This window comes from Stutzerimonas sp. FeSN7 (assembly GCF_030263795.1).
GTDB lineage: Bacteria > Pseudomonadota > Gammaproteobacteria > Pseudomonadales > Pseudomonadaceae > Stutzerimonas > Stutzerimonas stutzeri.
Window position 1 is genome coordinate 2625117 of sequence record NZ_JARPMN010000001.1, and the last position, 19696, is coordinate 2644812.

At 63.5% G+C, this 19696-nt stretch carries 17 protein-coding genes and 2 tRNA genes; 11 read left to right on the plus strand and 8 right to left on the minus strand.

The annotated features are described in order from the left end of the window. Window positions 1-10 precede the first annotated feature (10 nt). The gene (locus P5703_RS12280) at window positions 11-1189 is read right to left on the minus strand and encodes an MFS transporter (RefSeq protein WP_279641842.1); all 1179 of its coding nucleotides are present in this window, start codon (window positions 1187-1189) and stop codon (window positions 11-13) included. Next, window positions 1186-1812: an NAD(P)H:quinone oxidoreductase gene (gene wrbA / locus P5703_RS12285; RefSeq protein WP_279641841.1), complete on the minus strand. Its 627-nt coding sequence runs from the start codon at window positions 1810-1812 to the stop codon at window positions 1186-1188. The genes P5703_RS12280 and wrbA overlap by 4 nt, the downstream gene beginning before the upstream one ends. A 113-nt stretch (window positions 1813-1925) precedes the next feature. Here wrbA and P5703_RS12290 point away from each other — a divergent pair, with 113 nt between their 5' ends. Then, complete coding sequence (locus P5703_RS12290) at window positions 1926-2822, plus strand: LysR family transcriptional regulator (protein WP_125460563.1); 897 nt, start codon at window positions 1926-1928, stop codon at window positions 2820-2822. A 124-nt stretch (window positions 2823-2946) separates the two neighbouring features. On the opposite strand, the gene P5703_RS12295 is transcribed toward P5703_RS12290, so the two are convergent. Further along, window positions 2947-3993, minus strand: coding sequence for a threonine aldolase family protein (locus tag P5703_RS12295; RefSeq protein WP_079328591.1), 1047 nt, complete (start codon window positions 3991-3993; stop codon window positions 2947-2949). Window positions 3994-4321: 328 nt separating this feature from the next. Between P5703_RS12295 and P5703_RS12300 the strand changes: the two genes are divergently transcribed. The 5 genes from P5703_RS12300 to P5703_RS12320 all read left to right on the plus strand — a co-directional run bounded on the left by P5703_RS12300 (window position 4322) and on the right by P5703_RS12320 (window position 11311). Next, the gene (locus P5703_RS12300; RefSeq protein WP_279641840.1) at window positions 4322-4579 is read left to right on the plus strand and encodes a type B 50S ribosomal protein L31; all 258 of its coding nucleotides are present in this window, start codon (window positions 4322-4324) and stop codon (window positions 4577-4579) included. An 89-nt stretch (window positions 4580-4668) separates the two neighbouring features. Continuing rightward, window positions 4669-6624, plus strand: coding sequence for a TonB-dependent receptor domain-containing protein (locus P5703_RS12305; RefSeq protein WP_279641839.1), 1956 nt, complete (start codon window positions 4669-4671; stop codon window positions 6622-6624). Between the two features lies 1 nt (window position 6625). Further along, on the plus strand, window positions 6626-10501 hold the full coding sequence (cobN, locus tag P5703_RS12310) for a cobaltochelatase subunit CobN (protein WP_285587127.1): 3876 nt from the start codon (window positions 6626-6628) through the stop codon (window positions 10499-10501). 19 nt (window positions 10502-10520) lie between these two features. Then, window positions 10521-10997, plus strand: coding sequence for a MotA/TolQ/ExbB proton channel family protein (locus P5703_RS12315; RefSeq protein WP_014596463.1), 477 nt, complete (start codon window positions 10521-10523; stop codon window positions 10995-10997). Further along, the gene (locus tag P5703_RS12320) at window positions 10997-11311 is read left to right on the plus strand and encodes a DUF2149 domain-containing protein (protein ID WP_061373476.1); all 315 of its coding nucleotides are present in this window, start codon (window positions 10997-10999) and stop codon (window positions 11309-11311) included. Before P5703_RS12315 ends, P5703_RS12320 begins: the two co-directional genes overlap by 1 nt. Here the strand turns inward: P5703_RS12320 and P5703_RS12325 are convergent. After that, window positions 11308-11610, minus strand: a complete 303-nt coding sequence (locus P5703_RS12325; RefSeq protein WP_279641837.1) for a hypothetical protein — start codon at window positions 11608-11610, stop codon at window positions 11308-11310. The genes P5703_RS12320 and P5703_RS12325 overlap by 4 nt on opposite strands. A 152-nt stretch (window positions 11611-11762) precedes the next feature. Between P5703_RS12325 and P5703_RS12330 the strand changes: the two genes are divergently transcribed. The 3 genes from P5703_RS12330 (at window position 11763) to soxR (ending at window position 13655) form a co-directional block, all read left to right on the plus strand. Continuing rightward, window positions 11763-12287: a GNAT family N-acetyltransferase gene (locus P5703_RS12330; protein WP_232102343.1), complete on the plus strand. Its 525-nt coding sequence runs from the start codon at window positions 11763-11765 to the stop codon at window positions 12285-12287. A 168-nt stretch (window positions 12288-12455) separates the two neighbouring features. After that, a complete protein-coding gene (locus tag P5703_RS12335; RefSeq protein ID WP_279641836.1) occupies window positions 12456-13052 on the plus strand; it encodes a LysE family translocator in 597 nt (198 codons plus the stop codon). A gap of 126 nt (window positions 13053-13178) precedes the next feature. Next, a complete protein-coding gene (gene soxR / locus P5703_RS12340) occupies window positions 13179-13655 on the plus strand; it encodes a redox-sensitive transcriptional activator SoxR (RefSeq protein WP_017245306.1) in 477 nt (158 codons plus the stop codon). 133 nt (window positions 13656-13788) lie between these two features. Here the strand turns inward: soxR and P5703_RS12345 are convergent. Continuing rightward, window positions 13789-13865, minus strand: a tRNA-Asp gene (locus P5703_RS12345). Window positions 13866-13902: 37 nt separating this feature from the next. Next, window positions 13903-13978: transfer RNA gene (locus P5703_RS12350), tRNA-Val, on the minus strand. A gap of 256 nt (window positions 13979-14234) precedes the next feature. Here P5703_RS12350 and P5703_RS12355 point away from each other — a divergent pair. Beyond that, a complete protein-coding gene (locus P5703_RS12355) occupies window positions 14235-14879 on the plus strand; it encodes a type II secretion system protein N (RefSeq protein WP_279641782.1) in 645 nt (214 codons plus the stop codon). Window positions 14880-14882: 3 nt separating this feature from the next. Then, the gene (gene gspD / locus P5703_RS12360; RefSeq protein ID WP_279641781.1) at window positions 14883-16817 is read left to right on the plus strand and encodes a type II secretion system secretin GspD; all 1935 of its coding nucleotides are present in this window, start codon (window positions 14883-14885) and stop codon (window positions 16815-16817) included. Between the two features lie 97 nt (window positions 16818-16914). On the opposite strand, the gene P5703_RS12365 is transcribed toward gspD, so the two are convergent. Together P5703_RS12365 and purF are read right to left on the minus strand one after the other, a co-directional pair. Further along, window positions 16915-18126: an O-succinylhomoserine sulfhydrylase gene (locus P5703_RS12365; RefSeq protein ID WP_279641780.1), complete on the minus strand. Its 1212-nt coding sequence runs from the start codon at window positions 18124-18126 to the stop codon at window positions 16915-16917. Between the two features lie 41 nt (window positions 18127-18167). Beyond that, window positions 18168-19673: an amidophosphoribosyltransferase gene (purF, locus tag P5703_RS12370; RefSeq protein ID WP_013982531.1), complete on the minus strand. Its 1506-nt coding sequence runs from the start codon at window positions 19671-19673 to the stop codon at window positions 18168-18170. Between the last annotated feature and the right edge of the window lie 23 nt (window positions 19674-19696).

Here is a 19696-nt window from a genome sequence, read left to right on the forward strand (position 1 = left end):
TGATTGCGCGTCAGCCGTTGCGGACCAGCGTAGCCTGAAGCACGAGCGCGATGGCGCCAGTGATCATGGCTGCGGCGGCGACGATCCATCCGGCGGCCCCCCATCCAAGGGCTGCCGTCATCCCTCCCACCAGCACCGGGCCTGAGAGCTGGCCAAGATTGCTTCCCTGCATGACGACACCGACCACGACAGGCACCAGGGTCGATTCCCGGGCCGCCAGCGGCGCCGATGCCAGCAACGTTGCCGGAATCAGGCCGCCAGCGGCCGAGAAAAGCAGGCACAGCAGGAAGGTCGTCAGTGGCTGGAACAGTCCGAGGAAGATTCCGAGCGCGGCTGCGCCCATGGTCGCGCTGGCAAAGAGGATCAGCGCACCGCGCCCGATCCCTCTCGCCAGCAGCCAGCCGGCGGCGAGGTTGCCGCTGATGTTGACCGCACTGGCCAAGGCGCTGAGCAAGCCGGCATCGCGGTACGTGACGTCCATGCGCTCCATCAGAAGCACCGGCAGAAAAGCGAACAGGGCGAAGAACATCAGGCTGTACAGCGCGAATGTGGACGCCAGCAGGACCGTGGCGCTGGACCATGCCCGCCGAACACCGTCGAACAGTCGCCCTGCCACGCGGTGCCTCGGGTCCCCGGGGACGCAGTAGAAAACCGCCAGCGCAGCGATCAGCGCCAGAGTCGAACTGGACCACCACAGCCATTGCCAGGCCGAGAAAAACGGCCCGGCCGTCATGGCCAGGGCCATCCCGCATGGCATGAAGCAGCTCCAAAGCGCCAGCGCACGATCACGCTCCGCACCGGTCGCGAGGCGCTCCAGTATCGCCGGCCCGGCGACGATCACCAGCAGAAACCCGAGCCCTTCCAACAGCCGGGAAACCAGCAGCGTACCGAATGAAGGCACCAGGGTACCGGCGAAACCGGACAGCGCCATGATCGCGAGGCCGAGCAACAGCGCTGTGCGCCGTCCCATGACGGCAGCCAGCGCACCTGCCGGGGCACCGCCCAGCAAGCCCAGCACAGCGAAAACACTGGTCAGCCAGCCGGCCTGAGCGAGACTCAGCCCCATGTCCGTCTGCAGCATCGGGGTGGCGATGGCGGCCTTGCCCAGATGCAGTGCCGCGACGACGCCGCTGGCCAGCACCAACCAATTGGCAAGCGCCGATCGAGCGCCTCGTAGCGAGCGGCTCATCCGGCGATACCACCGCCAGCACCTGCGAGCGCGGCCGCCACACGTGCGACGTGGCGGCCCTGATAACGGGCGCCCTCCAGTTCGTTCTCACTTGGCTGACGGTCGCCGCCGCTGCCGTCATCGGCAAGCGTGGAGGCACCGTAGGGCGATCCGCCAGTGACGGCGTCCATCCGTAACTGACCCTTGAAGCTGTAGGGCAACCCGACGATCACCATGCCCAGGTGCAGCAACACCGTATGGGTCGCCAGGATCGTGCTCTCCTGTCCCCCGTGCTGACTGCCGGTCGAGGTAAAAACGCTGCCAACCTTGCCCACCAGACGGTCGTCCGCCCACAGGCCGCCGCATTGGTCGAGGAAATTCTTCATCTGTGCAGCCATGTTGCCGAAGCGCGTTGGCGTGCCGATGACGATGGCGTCGTACTCGGGTAGCACGGCAACGGAAGCGGCATCCGCCGGCTGCAACGTCCGGTAGCCCGCCTTGCGTGCGACGTGCTCCGGAACGAGTTCCGGCACCCTTTTAACCTGTGCGAGCGCTCCTGCCTGACGAACCCCATCGGCCACGGCGTGGGCCAACGTCTCGACATGCCCATAAGAGGAGTAATACAGCACCAGTACCTTAGTCATCGCTCGAATCCTCGTTGTCATTGGACCGAGCCAACGATAAGCACTGGCGATGCTCTGCAAGAGTGATTAAATTTCGATCAACACGATCTACGGAGCAGATCACGCTCGATGCAATGACGCTGGATCAGATCCGGACGTTCGTCACGGTTGCCGACAGCGGCAGCTTTCGCTCCGGCGCGGCGCGGCTGTTGCGCGTGCAATCGGCGGTCAGCCATGCGATTGCAAATCTGGAGGCAGAGCTGGAACTGCAGCTGTTCGATCGCAGCGGTTATCGGCCGGTACTGACGCCCGAAGGCGAGGCCCTGCTGGCGCATGCGCGCGACATCCTGCTGCGTGCCGATGCCATGCGGGCGCGCGCCCGTGCGCTGGGCGCCGGGGTGGAGCTGGAACTGGCTCTGGTAGTCGATACCCTGTTCCCGATCGAGTCGGTGGCGCGGGCGGTTGCCGCAGCGAGCGCCGAATTTCCGTCGACCTGCTTTCGCATGGATGTGCAAGCGCTGGGAGGGCCGATCGCCGCGCTGGAGGACAGGCGCTGCGCGCTGGCGATAATCGTCGGTGAGGACTTCCGTAATCCTCGGCTGTCGCTGGAAGCCATCGGCTCGGTACAGCAGGTTGCGGTGGTGTGCGCTACACATCCCCTCGCTGCACGGGAAGAGCGCGAGCGGCTCGGAATCGCCGATCTCGCCAACCATCTGCAGATCGTTCTGACCGACCCTACCCCGCTCTCGGAGGGCCGCTCATTCGGCGTTCTGTCCCCCTTCACCTGCCGGGTCAACACTCAGGATGCCAAGCTGGCGCTGATACGCGAGGGCCTCGGCTGGGGGCGACTGCCGACATGGCAGGTGCAGAACGATCTGGATTCGGGCCGCCTGGTGCGCGTGCCCATTCCCGACCTCGGGCGCAACAGCGAGGTGCAGTCCGAAGCCTACCTGGCGCACCGCCTGGACGAGCCGCTGGGCCCTGTTGCCCAGGCATTCCGTCGCGCACTCCTCGAACACTCACACAGTTAAACCTCAGCCTAATGCCTCGAGCTGTTATACAAAGCGGCCGGTGTTCGAGATCGTCGACCGACCACATCAGCTGTCGCTGGCCATGTTGCGTCAGGGGGCGGCCAGCTTGGAGGTTTGGCCTCGCTTATATAGCGCCGATCACGACCGCACGAATGTCATCGGCCAGCTGCCTCACCCGCGCTTCGCTGGTATCCCAGGAGCACATGAAGCGTGCGCCGCCGACGCCGATGAAGGTGTAGAACAGCCAGCCGCGGTGTTTCAGCGCTTCCAGCGCCGCTGGCGGAAGGCTGACGAAGACACCATTGGCCTGTACCGGAAACATCAGCTCAACCCCCGGCAATTCGCCTATGAGCTCGGCCAGCAGCCGAGCGCAGCGGTTGGCGTGCTCGGCGTACTTGAGCCAAGCCCCGTTTTCCAGCAGGCCAACCCACGGCGCAGAAAGGAATCGCATCTTGGAGGCGAGTTGGCCGGCCTGCTTGCAGCGGTACTCGAAATCGATGGCCAGATCCCGATTGAAGAACAGGATGGCCTCGCCCACCGCCATGCCGTTCTTGGTACCACCGAAACAGAGCACGTCGACCCCGGTTTTCCAGCTCAACTCGGCAGGAGCAAGGCCGAGATGAGCGCAGGCATTGGCAAAGCGGGCACCATCCATGTGCAGATGCAGGCCAAGCTCCTTGCAGGTATCGCTGACCGCGCGCAACTCCTCGGGCTGGTACACAGTACCGACTTCGGTGGCCTGGGTCAGGCTCACCACGCGCGGCTTGGGGTAGTGGATGTCCTTGCGCTTCAGGGCGATTTCACGAATGGCCGCGGGCGTCAGCTTGCCCTGCTCGGACCGGCCGAGCAGCAGCTTGGAACCATTGGAGAAGAACTCGGGGGCGCCGCATTCGTCGGTCTCGACGTGGGCAATGTCGGCGCAGATCACGCTGTGGTAACTCTGGCAGAGCGACGACAGCGCCAGGGAATTCGCAGCCGTGCCATTGAAAGCGAAAAACACCTCGCAGTCGGTATCGAACAGCGCCCGAAAGTGATCGGCCGCGCGCGCTGTCCATTGATCGTCGCCGTACGCCCTGTCATGCCCCTGATTCGCTCTGGCCATGGCCTCCCAGGCTTCTGGGCATACGCCGGAATAGTTGTCGCTGGCAAATTGCTGATTGGCGGTGGTCATCGAGTCCTCGTCGTGTGGCACTGCCGGACTGTTACTGGGCAGCACGTTAGTTTGTAGAGCCCAGCGCCTCCGAGCGCAAACGGGAATTGCCCACCGACCAGCTAGGCTGGCTCGCAGCCCTGGCTTCGCAGGTTAGTCATTCGACCTTCGGTCTGGCCTGCCGTGTAGACCGAAGGCACATCGCGACAAGGACGGCGCAGCGAATGGCTCAAGGATTCTTCAAGCATCCTGCAGAAGTTCGACGTCTGAAGTCATATCCGGCTCCGGAGGCTTGCACCGATTGTTATGATATAACATCATCAGCGTATTCCTTCTCGGAGACTCTGACATGAAACCAGGCATCCACCCCGACTATCGGCCTGTGCTGTTCCATAACACGGCAGCAGACGTTTATTTCCTGATCGGCTCGACGGCCGAGACAACGCGCACCCACCAGCACACCGACGGCAATACCTACCCGTACATCGCCCTTGATGTCTCGAGTGCTTCGCATCCCATCTACACAGGCAAGCAGCGCAAGACCACCACCGAAGGGCGCATTGCCGGCTTCAACAAGCGCTTCGCCGGTTTCGCCACGAAGAAATAAATCTCCCGCGTCACAGCGATCCGACCCGCTCTCTTGAGCGGACGGCACCGCTGTGCCCGTCCGCCCGATCCTTCAAGGAAGACGACCCGATGTCCCGCCGTAACCGCCTGAGCAATGCCTGCCACCGCGCACGCCTGATCCCCGCCTTCGCCCTCCTTCCACTGTCGGCCTTCGCCGACCAGGCGCTGCATCTGGAACCAACCGTCGTGACCGCCACGTCGACCCTCCGGCAGCTTGGCGATGCGCCTGCCAGCGTGTCGGTGATCAGTCGGGAGGAGCTCGCACTGCGACCGGTTCAGGATCTCGAGGATGCGCTGCGCGGTACTGCCGGGCTGCAGTTCACCGGCGTTGGCATGACGCGCCGGGGCGTGAGCATCCGTGGAATGGGAAGCGAACACACCCTGGTACTGATCGATGGACAGCGCATCGGCAACGCAGGCGGCGCCGTGGCGCACGCGGATTTCGATCTGGGCTGGGTGCCGGTCGAAGCCATCGAGCGCATCGAGGTCGTGCGCGGCCCGATGTCCTCGCTGTACGGCTCCGAAGCCCTCGGCGGCGTGGTAAACGTCATCACCCGCCGCAGCACTGATACTTGGCAGGGAGCGGCGCAGCTCAACGGCGGAGTGAGGGAAGATGGCCGAGGAGGTCAGACCCATCAGTTAGGTGTTTATACCGGCGGTCCGCTGGTGCCTGGCGTGATTGGCCTGTCGCTGACAGGAGAGACGCGGCGCCGTCAGGAAACACCCCTGCACCGGGATACGCATCTGTCCGAGATCGAAGGTCGAGACGCCCAAAGCGCAAGCGCAACGCTCAGCTGGACACCGGACGCGGCACAACGCATCGACCTCGGATTTGCAAGCGGCGAGGAAGATCGTTGGCGCAATACCCGCAGCGCAGGCCGTGCACCGGTCGACTACGAATCCCGTGATCGCATCGAGCGTGAGCGGTTGTCGCTTGCGCACAGTGGAGAATGGGCCTGGGGCAAAACCTCCGTGCGCGCCTATCGCAACTCACTGGAGCGCAACAATCGCTACACCAACGGGGTCATCCCAACTTCGCCGCGCCAGGAGCTCACCGACGACGTGATCGATGGCAGCGCGTCCCTCCAGGCCGACACCCACCTGTTCACCCTCGGCGGCGAATGGCGCAAGGAGCAGCTTGAGGACCGAGGTTTTGCCAGCGGTGATGCGCGGATCATCCATCGCGCCCTGTTCCTGCAGGACGAAATCGAATTCGCCCCGTCCTGGTCGCTCGTCGTTGGAAATCGCTTCGATCGGCATGAGGAATACGGTTGGCACAACAGCCCGCGCGCCTACCTCGTGCATCACGTCAGCGATGCGCTGACGCTCAAGGGTGGCGGTGGGCGCGGCTTCAAGGCGCCGTCGCTCAAGCAGCTCTCCCCTGGCTACTCGGCCATCGGCGGCGGCGGGATGTTCACCATCTACGGCAACCCCGATCTGGAACCCGAGATCAACACCACCTACGAGCTCAGCGCGGACTACCAGGGCAGTGGCTGGACGCTCAATGGCGGCGTGTTCCAGAACAATGTTCGCGGGCTCATCCAGACCGTGTGCGTCGCCAGCTGCGGACTCCGCGGCCGTGAGGTCCGCAACTACGACAACGTCGACAAGGCGCGAATCCGCGGCCTGGAGCTTGGTGGCGGTCTGGATCTGCCGGCCGATCTCCGCTGGGAGCTGAACTACACCTACCTCGACGCCATCGATCGTAGCGCCGATCGCCGGCTGGGCGACCGTGCCCGTCACCTGGCCAACACCCGGCTGCAATGGACGCCCACTGCAGACTTCACCGGACAACTGCGCGGCGAGTATGTCGGCAGCCAACTGTCCTACTCCAGCAACACGGCCCATGCAGTTCCCGCCTACAGCCTCTGGCACCTGGAAATCAGCCAGCGCATCAGCGACACCCTGAGCATCCGTGGCGGGATCGAGAACCTGACGGACAGAGATTTCAGCGACGCCGCGGACAACTACGCCTTTACCGAGCCCGGGCGGACCTATCACGTCGGTGTGAGCTTGAGCTTCTGAAATGCGCGGATTGATCCACATCGGGCTCACCATCCTGATGGCGGGCGCGAGCCTGCCTGCCTTCGCCCAGTTGCCGCGCGAGCCCCTCACTGTACGGGTCGTCGCGACCGACTTCGTATTGCAGGGCAAGATCGACAAGCTCAAGGAGCTGGCAGCGGATTCCCATGTCGTGCTGAGCCGTGCCGCCCTGAGCATGCCGGACTTGGAGGCCGATCCCCCCGACCTGCTCATCCTCGACACGCCTCGGCCAGCTGACCTTTCCGCGGTGCAGCGTGCCCTAGGCGAGACACTGTCCGACAGGCGCGCACCCTGGATTCGCGTAGGCGGCGGTCCGCCCGCGTTCGGCAACCTGCCCGAGCCGGTGGCCAGGCGGCTGATCGGCTATTACGCCAATGGCGGCCAGCAGAATCTCAGGCACCTCTTCGCTTATCTGCGCGCCTGGCATGACGGCAAGCCTACCGACTCGATCGCGCCTCCAGCCGAGTTGGCCGAAACCGGCTACTACCACCCTGCAGCACCGAACCCCTTCGAGCGAGTGGAGGATTATCTGGCCTGGGGTGCCGACCGCTGGGCACCGAGCGCGCCGCGTGTGGCCTTCGCTATTCATCGCGGTGCGCTGGTCGACGACCAGCTCCGGCTGATCGACGCACTGGTTGCACGCAGCGAGGCACGTGGCCAGGCGCCCATGGCCTTCTGGATGGACGACAGAGACCCAGAGGCATTGACGAATGCACTGGGGCCCGCCCGCAGCGATGTGCTTGTCAACCTGCAGCACATGCAGAATGGGCCGGCACGGCAGGCGGAGTTTCTGGCGCTGGGCATCCCGGTGCTGACAGCCCTCACCTGGCGCGAAGGTGACCGTGCGCACTGGCGTGCCTCGGCCAGCGGGATCACGCCGAGGACCGCAGCGACCATGCTGACCGTCCCGGAAAGCTGGGGGATGACCGATCCGCTGGTAATCGCCGCCATCGAGAATGGCGAGCCTGCACCGCTTCCCGAACAGCTAGACGCCCTGCTAGACAAGGTCGATCGTCTGGCCCGACTGCGTCATCTTCCCGCTCCCGAAAAGCGTCTGGCGCTGATGTTCTGGAACCATCCCGATGGGGAAAAGAACGTTGCCGCCTCCAACCTCAATGTACCGCGCAGCCTCGCGAAGCTGACGTCTGCGCTGCGGGAAGCGGGTTATGTCGTGCCCGAACGCGGCGAGACCGAGCTGATCGAAACCGCACAACGCCTGCTGGGCGGCTATTACCGCCCGGAGACGCTCGATACTCTGCTCGCCGACAAGCTCGCCATCTCGCTGCCCTTGGACAACTACCTGGGCTGGCTCACGGAGCTGCCGGAGCCAAGCCGGCGGCTCCTGGTCGAACGCTGGGGTGATCCTGCCACACACTGGGCGCTGCGGCAGATCGAAGGACAGCCCCACTTCGTCATACCCGCAATCCGTCTGGGCAGCGTATTGCTGCTGCCGCAACCGCCACGTGCGGGTCGTCCTGGCGAGGCATACCACGACAGCAAGGTGCCGCCCGATCACCTCTATCTCGCCGCCTACCAGGCGTTGAGAGAGGAGTTCGGAGCCGATGCGCTGATCCACTTCGGCACCCATGGGACTCAGGAATGGCTGCCGGGCAAGGATCGGGGGCTCGCCGTCGGCGACTACCCCTTCCTCGCACTCGGTGACCTGCCGGTGTTCTACCCCTATATCCAGGACAACATCGGCGAGGCCATCCAGGCACGCCGGCGGGGTCGTGCCGTGATCATCAGCCATCAGACGCCCCCGTTTGCGCCCGCCGGGCTCTACGACGAGCTGCGCGATCTCCACTCGCTGATCCACGAATACCAGCAGCTCGATGAGGGCGCGGTGCTACAAGCGACTGCCGAGCAGATCCGCCAGAAGGCCGTGGACGCGAAGATGCTGGCGGACCTGGGCTGGGACGATGCCCGCATGCGCGCCGAGCCTCAGAGGTTCATGCAAGCGCTGCATGATCATTTGCACGAGATGGCACAAGCGAACGTGCCCCTGGGGCTGCATACCTTCGGAGATCCCGCGCAGCCCGAACATCGCCTCGCAACGGTGATGCAGCAATTGGGGCAGCCCTTTCTTCGTGCGCTGGGCCTCGCCGAAGACGAGCCAATAGCCGAGGACTTCGCCGGGCTGCAGGCGAGTCTCCCCTACCGCACCCTGCAGCGCTTCTTGCGCGACGGCGAACGCCTCGACACGATTGACGATGGTCGGCTGCGCGAGCAGCTCGAACGAGCGCTAGAGCTGGACGCGCAACTGGCCGAGACGGGTGAGCTCCAAGCGTTGCTCGCAGGACTTGCCGGCGGTTTCGTCGCGCCTGGCCCGGGCGGCGATCCGGTACGCAACCCGGGCGTACCCAGTGGTCGCAACCTCTATGCGTTCGAGGCGGACAAGCTGCCGACTCGGGCAGCTTACGAGGCAGGCGCCGAGGCATTCGAGCAACTGCTCGAAAGCTACCGCCAGGATCATGAAGGCAAGTCGCCAGAAAAGCTCGCCTTCAGCCTGTGGTCGTCCGAGGCGATGCGCCATCTGGGCATCCTCGAAAGCCAGGTTCTACACGCACTGGGCGTACGTCCCGTCTGGGACGCAGGTGGGCGCGTGCAGGCGCTGGAGATAATCCCGGTAGCAGAGCTCGGCCGGCCGCGCATCGACGTCGTGGTACAGGTCACCAGTGTCTACCGCGATCAGTTTGACGGGTTCATGCGCCTGCTGGCGGAGGTGGTTGAACGGCTCTCCCGCCTGGACGAACCAGGTAACGTCCTGGCCAGCAACAGCCGCTCGCTGGCAACCCGCCTGCGCGATCAGGGTTTGGGAGCCGCCGAGGCAGAGCGCCTCTCGCAGCTACGGCTGTTCGGCAACGAGCCAGGTGATTACGGCACCGGCGTCTCGCAGTTGACGCTGGACTCGACGAGCTGGAAAGAGGAATCGGAGCTGGCGCAGCAGTTCCTGTCCCGCCTGCAGTACGCCTACGGCACCGGCAGTTGGGGCGAAAAAGTCGACGGCCAGAATCTCTTCGCCGAACAGCTGAAAGGTGTTCAGGCGGCGGTCATGGCACGCTCCAGCGAGCTCAACGGCGTGCTCGCCACCGATCATCCATTTGAGTTCCTCGGGGGGCTTTCCTTGGCCGTCCGCCATCTTGATGGCACGAGCCCATCGCTCTACATCTCCGATCTGCGCAAGCGGGAACCGCGCACCACAGGGGCGGCAGGTTACCTCGCCAGCGAGCTGCGCAGTCGTTATCTGAACCCGCAATGGATCGCCGCCATGCAGCAGGAAGGATACGCCGGCACGCTGGAAGTCCTGAACGTGGCCAACAACCTGTGGGGCTGGCAGGCGGCCGACCGGAGCATGGTGCGCGCAGACCAATGGCAGGCGCTGCACGACACCTTCGTGAAGGACCAGCGAGCGCTTGGCGTAAATGAGTGGTTCGAGACACACAATCCCACGGCTCAGGCCCAGCTGATCGAGCGCATGGTCGAGGCGATCCGCAAAGGCTACTGGGATGCCCCGGCGCAGACGCGGCGCGAGCTGGCCGAACGCTGGCAAGCCTTGACCACCGAGCGAGGCGCTGACGCCGACGCCGGCGAGCCGGTAACTCGCGAGTTCATCCAGCAACTGGCGTCCGGCTTCGGTCTGGCACCGACACCGGTGCAATCGCCTACCGAGTCGGCCTCATCCGGCGCGCCTGAAGCTGGCGAGACGGTACGCGGACAGGTGATGCAGCCGTTGTCCGAGCCGACCGGCGAACACGATCGCCTGCCGCTGCTGCTGGGCGCCAGCGCCTTGCTTCTTCTGCTGCTGCTCGGTGCAGGGCACCAGCAACGGGCCAATCGCCGTATCACCGTCCTTCCCTAAAACGAACGAAAAGAATCTGATGAACATCCTTGAGTCCAGTCTGTACGAACTTACCCGAGTATTTCTCGCACCCGTTCTGCTGCTCATCCTGGCGGCACTGGCCTATGCGTTTCTTGCGCTGGGCAGTTTTGTCATGGAGGCCTGGCAGCGCCGCGCCGGTCGCTACCGCTCGGCGCTGGCCGCACATCAGCGCGTCCATGGCGGCACCAGTGACGATCTCGAGCTGTGGATCATGCAGCGCCTGGAATGGCTGCGGGTGACATCGCGCAGCGCTCCGATGCTGGGGCTCGTGGCCACCATGATCCCCATGGGTCCTGCCCTGCTGGCGCTGACGGAGAGCGACGCCAAGGGCATCGGTGAAAATCTGGTGATCGCCTTTTCGGCCGTGATCCTGGCGTTGATCGCATCGAGCATCGCATTCTTCGTGCTCACCGTGCGCCGCCGCTGGCTGCTTCAGGAGCTGCGTGCCATCGAGCGCATGGGAGAGCAGAACTGATGCGTTTTCTCGACCATGACGATGAAGACGACCCACTGCTTTCGGTCGTCAACCTCATCGACCTCTTTCTGGTGGTGATCGGGATCCTGCTCATCGTCATCGTGCAGAACCCCCTCAACCCGTTCAGCCAAGACAAGGTCGTGGTCGTCGAGAATCCGGGCGAAGCGAACATGCGCATGCTGATCAAGGACGGAAAGGAACTGAAGCAGTACCAGTCCAGCGGCGAGATCGGCGAGGGGCAAGGCTCCAAGGCCGGCGTCACTTACCAACTGAACGATGGACGCATGATCTACGTGCCGGAAAGCACCAACTAACTTACGCGCCCACGGGCATGGATCAATGGCATGCCGATCAGCGTCACGTCGAGATGACCTCGGCCTTCTCGGCAGGCGCGCAGCGCATTGACCGTCAGCTGCCGCGCATCAGAGCTTGGGCGATGCTCACCATGCCTGCATTGAGCCATGGACGGAATTCCATTGCGTGCCATTGCCACCTCCGCCGCGAAACGACGGCACTCGGTCTCATAGACCCAGTACCCGAAAAACATCGCTCCCTCTATTGACCTCAAGTTCGCTTGAACTTCTAGAGTTCGTTGCGTCTGTCGCTCGCTCATGACGACACCTTCAACTCCGCGCAGAACAGGACCAGAAGCCCATGTGCCTTTTCAATGAGCTCTCGTTGGATGCAGGCAAATCGGTCGGCTACACAGACCACCGCCATACCGACTCCGCTGGCGCTGGGCAGGGCCCAGGACGGCCGGGCACCATGATCGACCAAAGTGAAGCAGACACGCATGGCCCATTGCACAGCTGTTCGTTGCCACAAATGAGTCGGGTGGGACTTCGTCGAGCCGCCTGCAGTGATCTGCTCAAGCTGTTCGAGATCCACCGGGCCGTGTTCCTGCCCCACATCGCCCGGATCTGGGGATGGGACGAGCGCTGGCAACGCGCCAACTTCCTCGAAGAGATGGCCACAGCCAGCACCTGGGTGCCGCAAGTGGACAACGAGCTCACGGGCTACCTGCAGGTACAGGATCAAGCAGAGCGGATCTACCTGCGCAACATTGCGCTGCTGCCTGTGCTTCAAGGCCGCGGGGTCGGTACTCGGCTCTTGGTCCAGCTCCAGGCGAAGGCGACCGCACGTGATATGCCCATCGAGCTCAGCGTCTTCAGGACGAACGTGGCGGCAAGGCGCTTCTACGAGCGCCTCGGGTTCATCACGTCGCAAGGCGGGAAAACCCATATCGACATGACGTGGCACAGCCCCGACCGGGAGCAACGGAGAGCTTGAACCTTGAGCCCCACCGTCACCCGCAATCACAAGGGCCGCGGGACCACTGACCGGGTCGATTCGATGACGGCTGTACATGGATCACGGTTACCCGATGGCAGAAACTTCCTGGCTCATGCCTGCCAGCCGAAAGCACACCGCTGCCAGTCGACAGCACCGGGAGGACCCATGCCGCCAGAGACCCTGCTTGCCTTCATCACCTATGCCTTCGTGACCTCCATCACTCCTGGCCCGAACAACACCATGCTGCTGGCCTCCGGGGTGAACTACGGGTTCGTACGCAGCCTGCCCCATGTCCTAGGGATCAGTATCGGCTTCGGTGTGATGGTGGTGGGAGTGGGCGCGGGGCTGGGGCGCCTTTTCGAGGACTATCCCTCGCTGTACGCCGCGCTGCGCATCGTGGGCGGCGCTTACCTGCTGTACCTGGCCTGGCAGACCGCGACGGCCGCGCCGATGCAGGACGCTTCACCCAATGGCCGGCCGTTCGGGTTCTGGAAAGCAGCAGGCTTTCAATGGGTCAATCCCAAGGCGTGGATCATGGCGATCGGGGCCATAACGGCGTATTTGCCCACTGGGGGCGGCATGCAGGCGGTCGTGTTGCTCGCCCTGCTGTTCGCGCTGGTGAACGCCCCTAGCGTGACGGTCTGGGTTACGTTCGGCACGGCCCTACGCCGTTGGTTGACCGACCTGCGACACCTGCGGGTATTCAACGTATCGATGGCGATAATGCTGGTGCTGTCGCTGTACCCGCTTCTGTTTGGATGATTTGCCGCCATGACACGCATTGCCAGTTTTCCGTAAATAGCCAGACACGGGCTCTCGATCATGGCGATGCCCTGCTCTTCCCCAACCCAAACGTACCTTCGTCTGTCGAATCAGGGAGACCAACGGATGCCTGCACAAGCGTTCAAGAAGGATCCTTTGCTACCGATCGGTGAAATCACCAAACGCAGCGGCGTGGCCGCGTCTGCACTTCGCTATTACGAATCGCTCGGATTGATCAGCTCCTCGCGTCAAGGCAGCAGCCGGCGATTCTTCCCACGCTCGACGCTACGCCGAGTGGCCTTCATCATCTTCGCGCAGAAGATAGGCTATTCGCTCGATGAGATCGGCAAGCAGCTTGCGCGCCTTCCCACCGACAAACTGCCAACCAACGATGATTGGCAGGCGCTTTCTCGCGGCTGGAAGCAGCAGGTCGCGCAGCGCATCAATGAACTGCAACGACTCGACATGGATCTGGACCATTGCATCGGTTGTGGTTGCCTCTCGCTGCAGCATTGCAAGCTGGCCAATCCGAACGACTCGGCCGGCAATGGCGGTACGGGACCGCGGCGGTGGCTATCGGATGAAATGCCGGAACAGGAATGAAGGGCGACGACGTTGCAGCCGCCCCCTACGAAGCGGCATTCGTGTTGACTTCCAAGGGCCAAGCAGTGGGCACAAAAAAAGCTGCCCTTGGCAGCTTTCCTTGTTCCACCTTCAGTCGAAAGGTGGCGATGTATGGCGCAGCGGACGGGACTCGAACCCGCGACCCCCGGCGTGACAGGCCGGTATTCTAACCGACTGAACTACCGCTGCGCGTCGGCCGGACTTTCGTCCGTAATCTCACAAAGGTTGGTGGCTGATGACGGGATCGAACCGCCGACCCCCTGCGTGTGATGCAGGTGCTCTCCCAGCTGAGCTAATCAGCCGATCGCCTTGCGAGGCGCGCAATTTACTCACCCCCCTAAGCTAAGTCAACAACAGCATTGAATTTTTTTTACTGAACCGTGGTCAACAGGAGCTGCCACCTCGCTTTGTAATCTTGGCGGCCCATCATCGAGTCGTCGCACGTGCCGGCAAATTCGCTGCGCCAGTGCCGAAAGTGTTCTAGAAATGCTGTAACGCCTGACAGAGGCAACCTGCGTACAGGGAACCGAACAACAAAAGCGCCACGGAGTATTTCGCTTGCCACTGCCGGGAAAACTTCACAGTTACCGCCGCTACGTCCCTTTGTTTTTCAGCGCCGTGCTTCTCTGCCTGTTCGCCTTCTATCTGGCGACCCAGATCGAGCAATGGGTCCAGTTGACCCGTGCCCCGGCACCTGCCGACCTATATGAAGATCAGGCCGCCAGCCTGGGCAGGCCCGACATGCAGCGACTTGAAATCCTCTTTGGCACCACCGCCGCCTCCGAAACCTATACGCCAACCGCAGCGGCGAGCGGATTCACGCTACGCGGCAGTTTCGTCCATGCCGAGCCGCAGCGCTCCAGCGCCATCGTCCAGGTCGATGGCCAGCCACCGCGGCTGTACTGGCAAGGCGAGGAACTCAGCAGCGGCGTCAGCCTGCATCAGGTGTTCCCTGATCGCGTCGAATTGCTGCGCAACGGTACCGTCGAGGTGCTCCATTTCCCACAGGTGCGCTCGCCAAGCTACATTCCGGACGAGCCGGCCGACGTGTCCTATCAGGATGAGGTCCCCTATGCCGAACCGCAGGACGAGGAGACACAGCAGATGCAGCAACAGATGGACGCCCTGCGCCAGCAGCTGGAAGAAGCCGTGAACCAGCCGGATGCCGCACCCTCCAACGACCAGCCCATGGAAGACGATTGACCGATGTCGAAGCCTTTTTCGCGCCCGTTGCTTGCCCTAATCGCCACCAGCCTGCTGGCCGCCCCCCTGCCCCTGCTGGCCGCCGAACCCGGCATCGAGCCCAGCAATACTCGCCAAGATGGCTGGACGATCAATCTCAAGGACGCCGACATACGCGCCTTCATCGATCAGATCAGCCAGCTCAGCGGCCAGACGTTCATCGTCGATCCGCGCGTGAAGGGCCAGGTCAGCGTGGTGTCGAACGCCACGCTGTCGCTGAGCGAGGTATATCAGCTCTTCCTCTCCGTCATGGCCACCCATGGATTCAGCGTGCTCACCCAGGGTGATGTAGCACGGGTAGTGCCCAATGCCGAAGCCAAGGCCGAGGCCGGCAGCGGCCCGAGCGGTGGCGATCAGCTGGAAACACGGGTTATCCAGGTGCAGCACACCTCAGCTGCGGAACTCATTCCGCTGATCCGTCCCCTGGTGCCGCAGTACGGTCACCTCGCGGCCGTATCTTCGGCAAACGCACTGATCATCAGCGACCGCAGCGCCAACATCGCTCGTATCCAGGATCTGGTGCGCCAGCTCGACCGAGCCGAAAGCAACGATTACGGCGTGCTGAACCTGCAGCACGGCTGGGCGGTGGACATAGCCGAGGTCCTGCGCAACTCACTGGTACGCGGCGAAGCGAAGTCCACTGCCGGCGTGCAGATCATCGCCGACTCACGCACCAACCGCCTGATCTTCATCGGCCCCAGCGAGGCGCGCAGCAAGCTCGCGGCGCTCGCGCAGACCCTCGACACGCCCACCACACGCTCGGCCAACACGCGCGTCATCCGGCTGCGCCACAACGACGCCAAGTCCCTGGCCGAGACCCTAGGCGACATATCGGAAGGTCTGAAGAGCCCCGAAGGCGGCGAAGCCACCACCAGCCGCCCACAGAACATCCTCATCCGTGCCGATGAGAGCCTGAACGCACTGGTACTGCTCGCCGACCCGGAGCTGATCGGCACCATGGAAAGCATCGTCCGACAGCTGGACATTCCACGCGCCCAGGTCATGGTCGAGGCGGCAATCGTCGAGGTGTCCGGTGACATTACCGATGCCCTGGGCGTGCAGTGGGCCATCGATGCGCGCGGCAGCACGGGTGGCGCGGGCGGGGTCAATTTCGGCAACACCGGCATTTCCGTCGGCAGCGTGCTCAATGCGATCAACGAAAATGAAATTCCCAACAACCTGCCCGACGGCGCCATCATCGGCGTCGGCACGCGCAGCTTCGGCGCGCTGATCACTGCACTGTCGTCCAACAGCAAGAGCAACCTGCTCTCGACGCCGAGCCTGCTGACCCTGGACAACCAGGAAGCGGAAATCCTTGTCGGCCAGAACGTCCCGTTCCAGACCGGCTCGTACACCACCGACGCGGCGGGCGCTAACAACCCCTTCACCACCATCGAGCGCCAGGATATCGGCGTCACGCTGAAGGTCACGCCACACATCAACGAAGGCGCGACCCTGCGCCTGCAGATCGAGCAGGAGATTTCCTCCATCGCTCCCAGCGCCAGCCTGACCGCCCAGGCAGTCGATCTGGTGACCAACAAGCGCTCGATCAAGAGCACCATCCTCGCCGAGGATGGCCAGGTTATCGTCCTTGGGGGCCTGATCCAGGACGACGTGACGCGGACCAACGCCAAGGTACCGCTGCTCGGCGATATCCCCCTGCTCGGCGCGCTATTCCGCTCCACACAGGAGACTCACGTCAAACGCAACCTGATGGTCTTCCTGCGGCCGACGGTGATACGCGATCGCGCCGGGCTCGCCGCGCTGTCCGGGAAGAAGTACAGCGATATCCGGGTGATCGAGACCGATTCGGCCAGTCCGACCATCCTTCCGGCCAATCCTACGCAGCTGTTCGATGGCCGTGGCGAGCCCGCACCGGCCATCGATCTACGTCAGTAACCGACGGCACCTGGCGGCGTTGCGTATTCAGCGGGGGATGAGGCAACCAACCCCACAGCGGCAGTCGAACGGTGCCGCTATGGGATGGTGCGGTGGCTCAGAGTGCGGCCAACCCGCGGGCCAGGTCGGCCTTGAGATCGTCCACGTCTTCCAGACCCACCGCAACGCGTATCAGGCTGTCGCTGATGCCCGCGGTCGCGCGATCCTCGGCCGACAGCCGACCATGGGTGGTCGAGCCGGGATGGGTGATGGTGGTCTTGCTGTCGCCCAGGTTGGCAGTGATCGAGATCAGCCGGGTGGCATCGACGAAACGCCAGGCGCCCTCCTTCCCTCCGACCACCTCGAAACTCAGCACCGCGCCGAAGCCCTTCTGCTGCCGCTTGGCCAGCTCGTGCTGCGGATGGCTCGGCAGGCCAGCGTAGAACACCCGCTCGACGCCCGGCTGCTGTTCCAGCCATTCGGCCAGTATCTGAGCGCTGGCACAATGAGCTTGCATGCGCAGGCGCAGGGTTTCCAGCCCCTTGAGAAACACCCAGGCATTGAACGGGCTGAGCGTCGGCCCGGCGGTACGCAGGAAGCCGACGATTTCCTTCATCTGCTCGCTGCGCCCGGCAACCACACCGCCAAGGCAGCGGCCCTGGCCGTCGATGTACTTGGTCGCCGAGTGGATGACGATATCGGCCCCCAGTTTCAGCGGCTGCTGCAGCACTGGCGTGCAGAAACAGTTGTCCACCGCCAGCATGGCGCCCTTGCCGTGGCAGAGGCGCGCCAGCGCGGCGATGTCCACCAGCTCAGCCAGCGGATTGGACGGCGATTCGACGAATACCAGCTTGGTGTTTTCCTTGAACGCCGATTCCCATGCGGCGAAGTCGGTGAGCGGGACGTAATCGACCTGCACCCCGAAGCGCTTGAAGTACTTCTCGAACAGCGAGACGGTGGCCCCGAACACGCTGCGCGATACCAGCACATGGTCGCCCGCCGAACACAGGCTCATCACCGTGGCGAGGATCGCCGCCATTCCTGAGGCGGTGGCGACCGCCTGCTCGGCACCTTCCAGCGCAGCGATGCGCTCTTCGAAGACCCGCACTGTCGGGTTGGTATAGCGCGAATAGACATTGCCCGGTACATCGCCGGCAAAACGTGCGGCCGCATCGGCGGCACTACGGAACACGTAGCTGGACGTGAAGAACAGCGGCTCGCCATGCTCGGCTTCCGGCGTACGGCGCTGACCGGCGCGCACGGCCAGGGTGTCGAGCCCGACCCCGTCGAGCTCGCTATCCAGCCGTCCGGCTTCCCATTCGATGGTCATAGTCTTACCTCAGCCGGCAGCGCTTGGCGTGCCGGCATGAATCAGTTGTTGTACAGATCGATGATCGCGCTGACGGCATTGGTCTTGGCCTTGCTCAGGTCATTGCGCGCCTGTTCGATCTTGTGCAGATAGGCCTCGTCGATGTCGCCGGTGATGTAGTTACCGTCGAACACCGCGCAATCGAAGTTCTCGATCTTCACCTTGCCGCCACCCACCGCATCGATCAGATCCTCGAGATCCTGATAGACCAGCCAGTCGGCCCCGATCAGCTCGGCCACCTCCTCGGTGGTGCGGTTGTGGGCGATCAGTTCGTGGGCGCTGGGCATGTCGATGCCATAGACGTTGGGATAACGCACCGCCGGCGCCGCCGAACAGAAGTAGACGTTCTTCGCGCCGGCTTCGCGAGCCATCTGGATGATCTGCTTGCAGGTGGTGCCGCGCACGATGGAATCATCCACCAGCATGACGTTCTTGCCGCGAAACTCCAGATCGATGGCATTGAGCTTCTGGCGCACCGACTTCTTGCGCGCCGCCTGTCCGGGCATGATGAAGGTGCGGCCGATGTAGCGATTCTTGACGAAGCCTTCGCGGAACTTCACACCGAGCCGATTGGCCAGCTCCAGCGCCGCGGTGCGGCTGGTATCCGGAATCGGGATGACCACGTCGATGCCGTGGTCCGGGCGCTCGCGCAGAATCTTGTCGGCCAGCTTCTCGCCCATGCGCAGACGAGCCTTGTACACCGAAACCCCGTCCATCAGGGAGTCGGAACGCGCCAGGTAGACGTACTCGAAGATGCAGGGCGCAAGCTTCGGTGCATCGGCGCACTGACGGGTGAACAGCTTGCCGTCGGTTGTGATGTACACCGCCTCGCCAGGCGCCAGGTCGCGAATCAGGGTGAAGCCGAGCACATCGAGCGACACGCTTTCCGAAGCGATCATGTACTCGACGCCTTCGTCGGTGTGGCGCTGGCCGAAAACGATCGGGCGAATTGCATTCGGGTCGCGGAACCCGACGATGCCATAACCGGTCACCATCGCCACCACGGCGTAGCCACCGCGGCAACGCTCGTGGACCTTGCTGACGGCGGCGAAGACGTCCTCTTCGGTCGGCTGCAGCTTGCCGCGCACGGCCAGTTCGTGGGCGAACACGTTGAGCAGCACCTCCGAGTCGGAGCTGGTGTTCACGTGGCGCAGGTCCGACTCGTAGATTTCCTTGGTCAGCTGGTCGACGTTGGTCAGGTTGCCGTTATGCGCAAGCGTGATGCCGTACGGCGAGTTCACATAGAACGGCTGCGCTTCGGCCGAGCTCGAACTACCAGCCGTGGGATAGCGGATATGACCGATGCCCATGTTGCCGACCAGGCGCTGCATGTGGCGTTGCTGGAACACATCGCGCACCAGGCCGTTGTCCTTGCGCAGAAACAGCCGCCCATCGTGGCTGGTCACGATACCGGCTGCGTCCTGGCCGCGGTGCTGCAGTACGGTAAGCGCGTCATACAGCGCCTGATTGACGTTCGACTTACCGACGATGCCGACAATGCCACACATGCAAGGAACCTCTCAGTTATTAC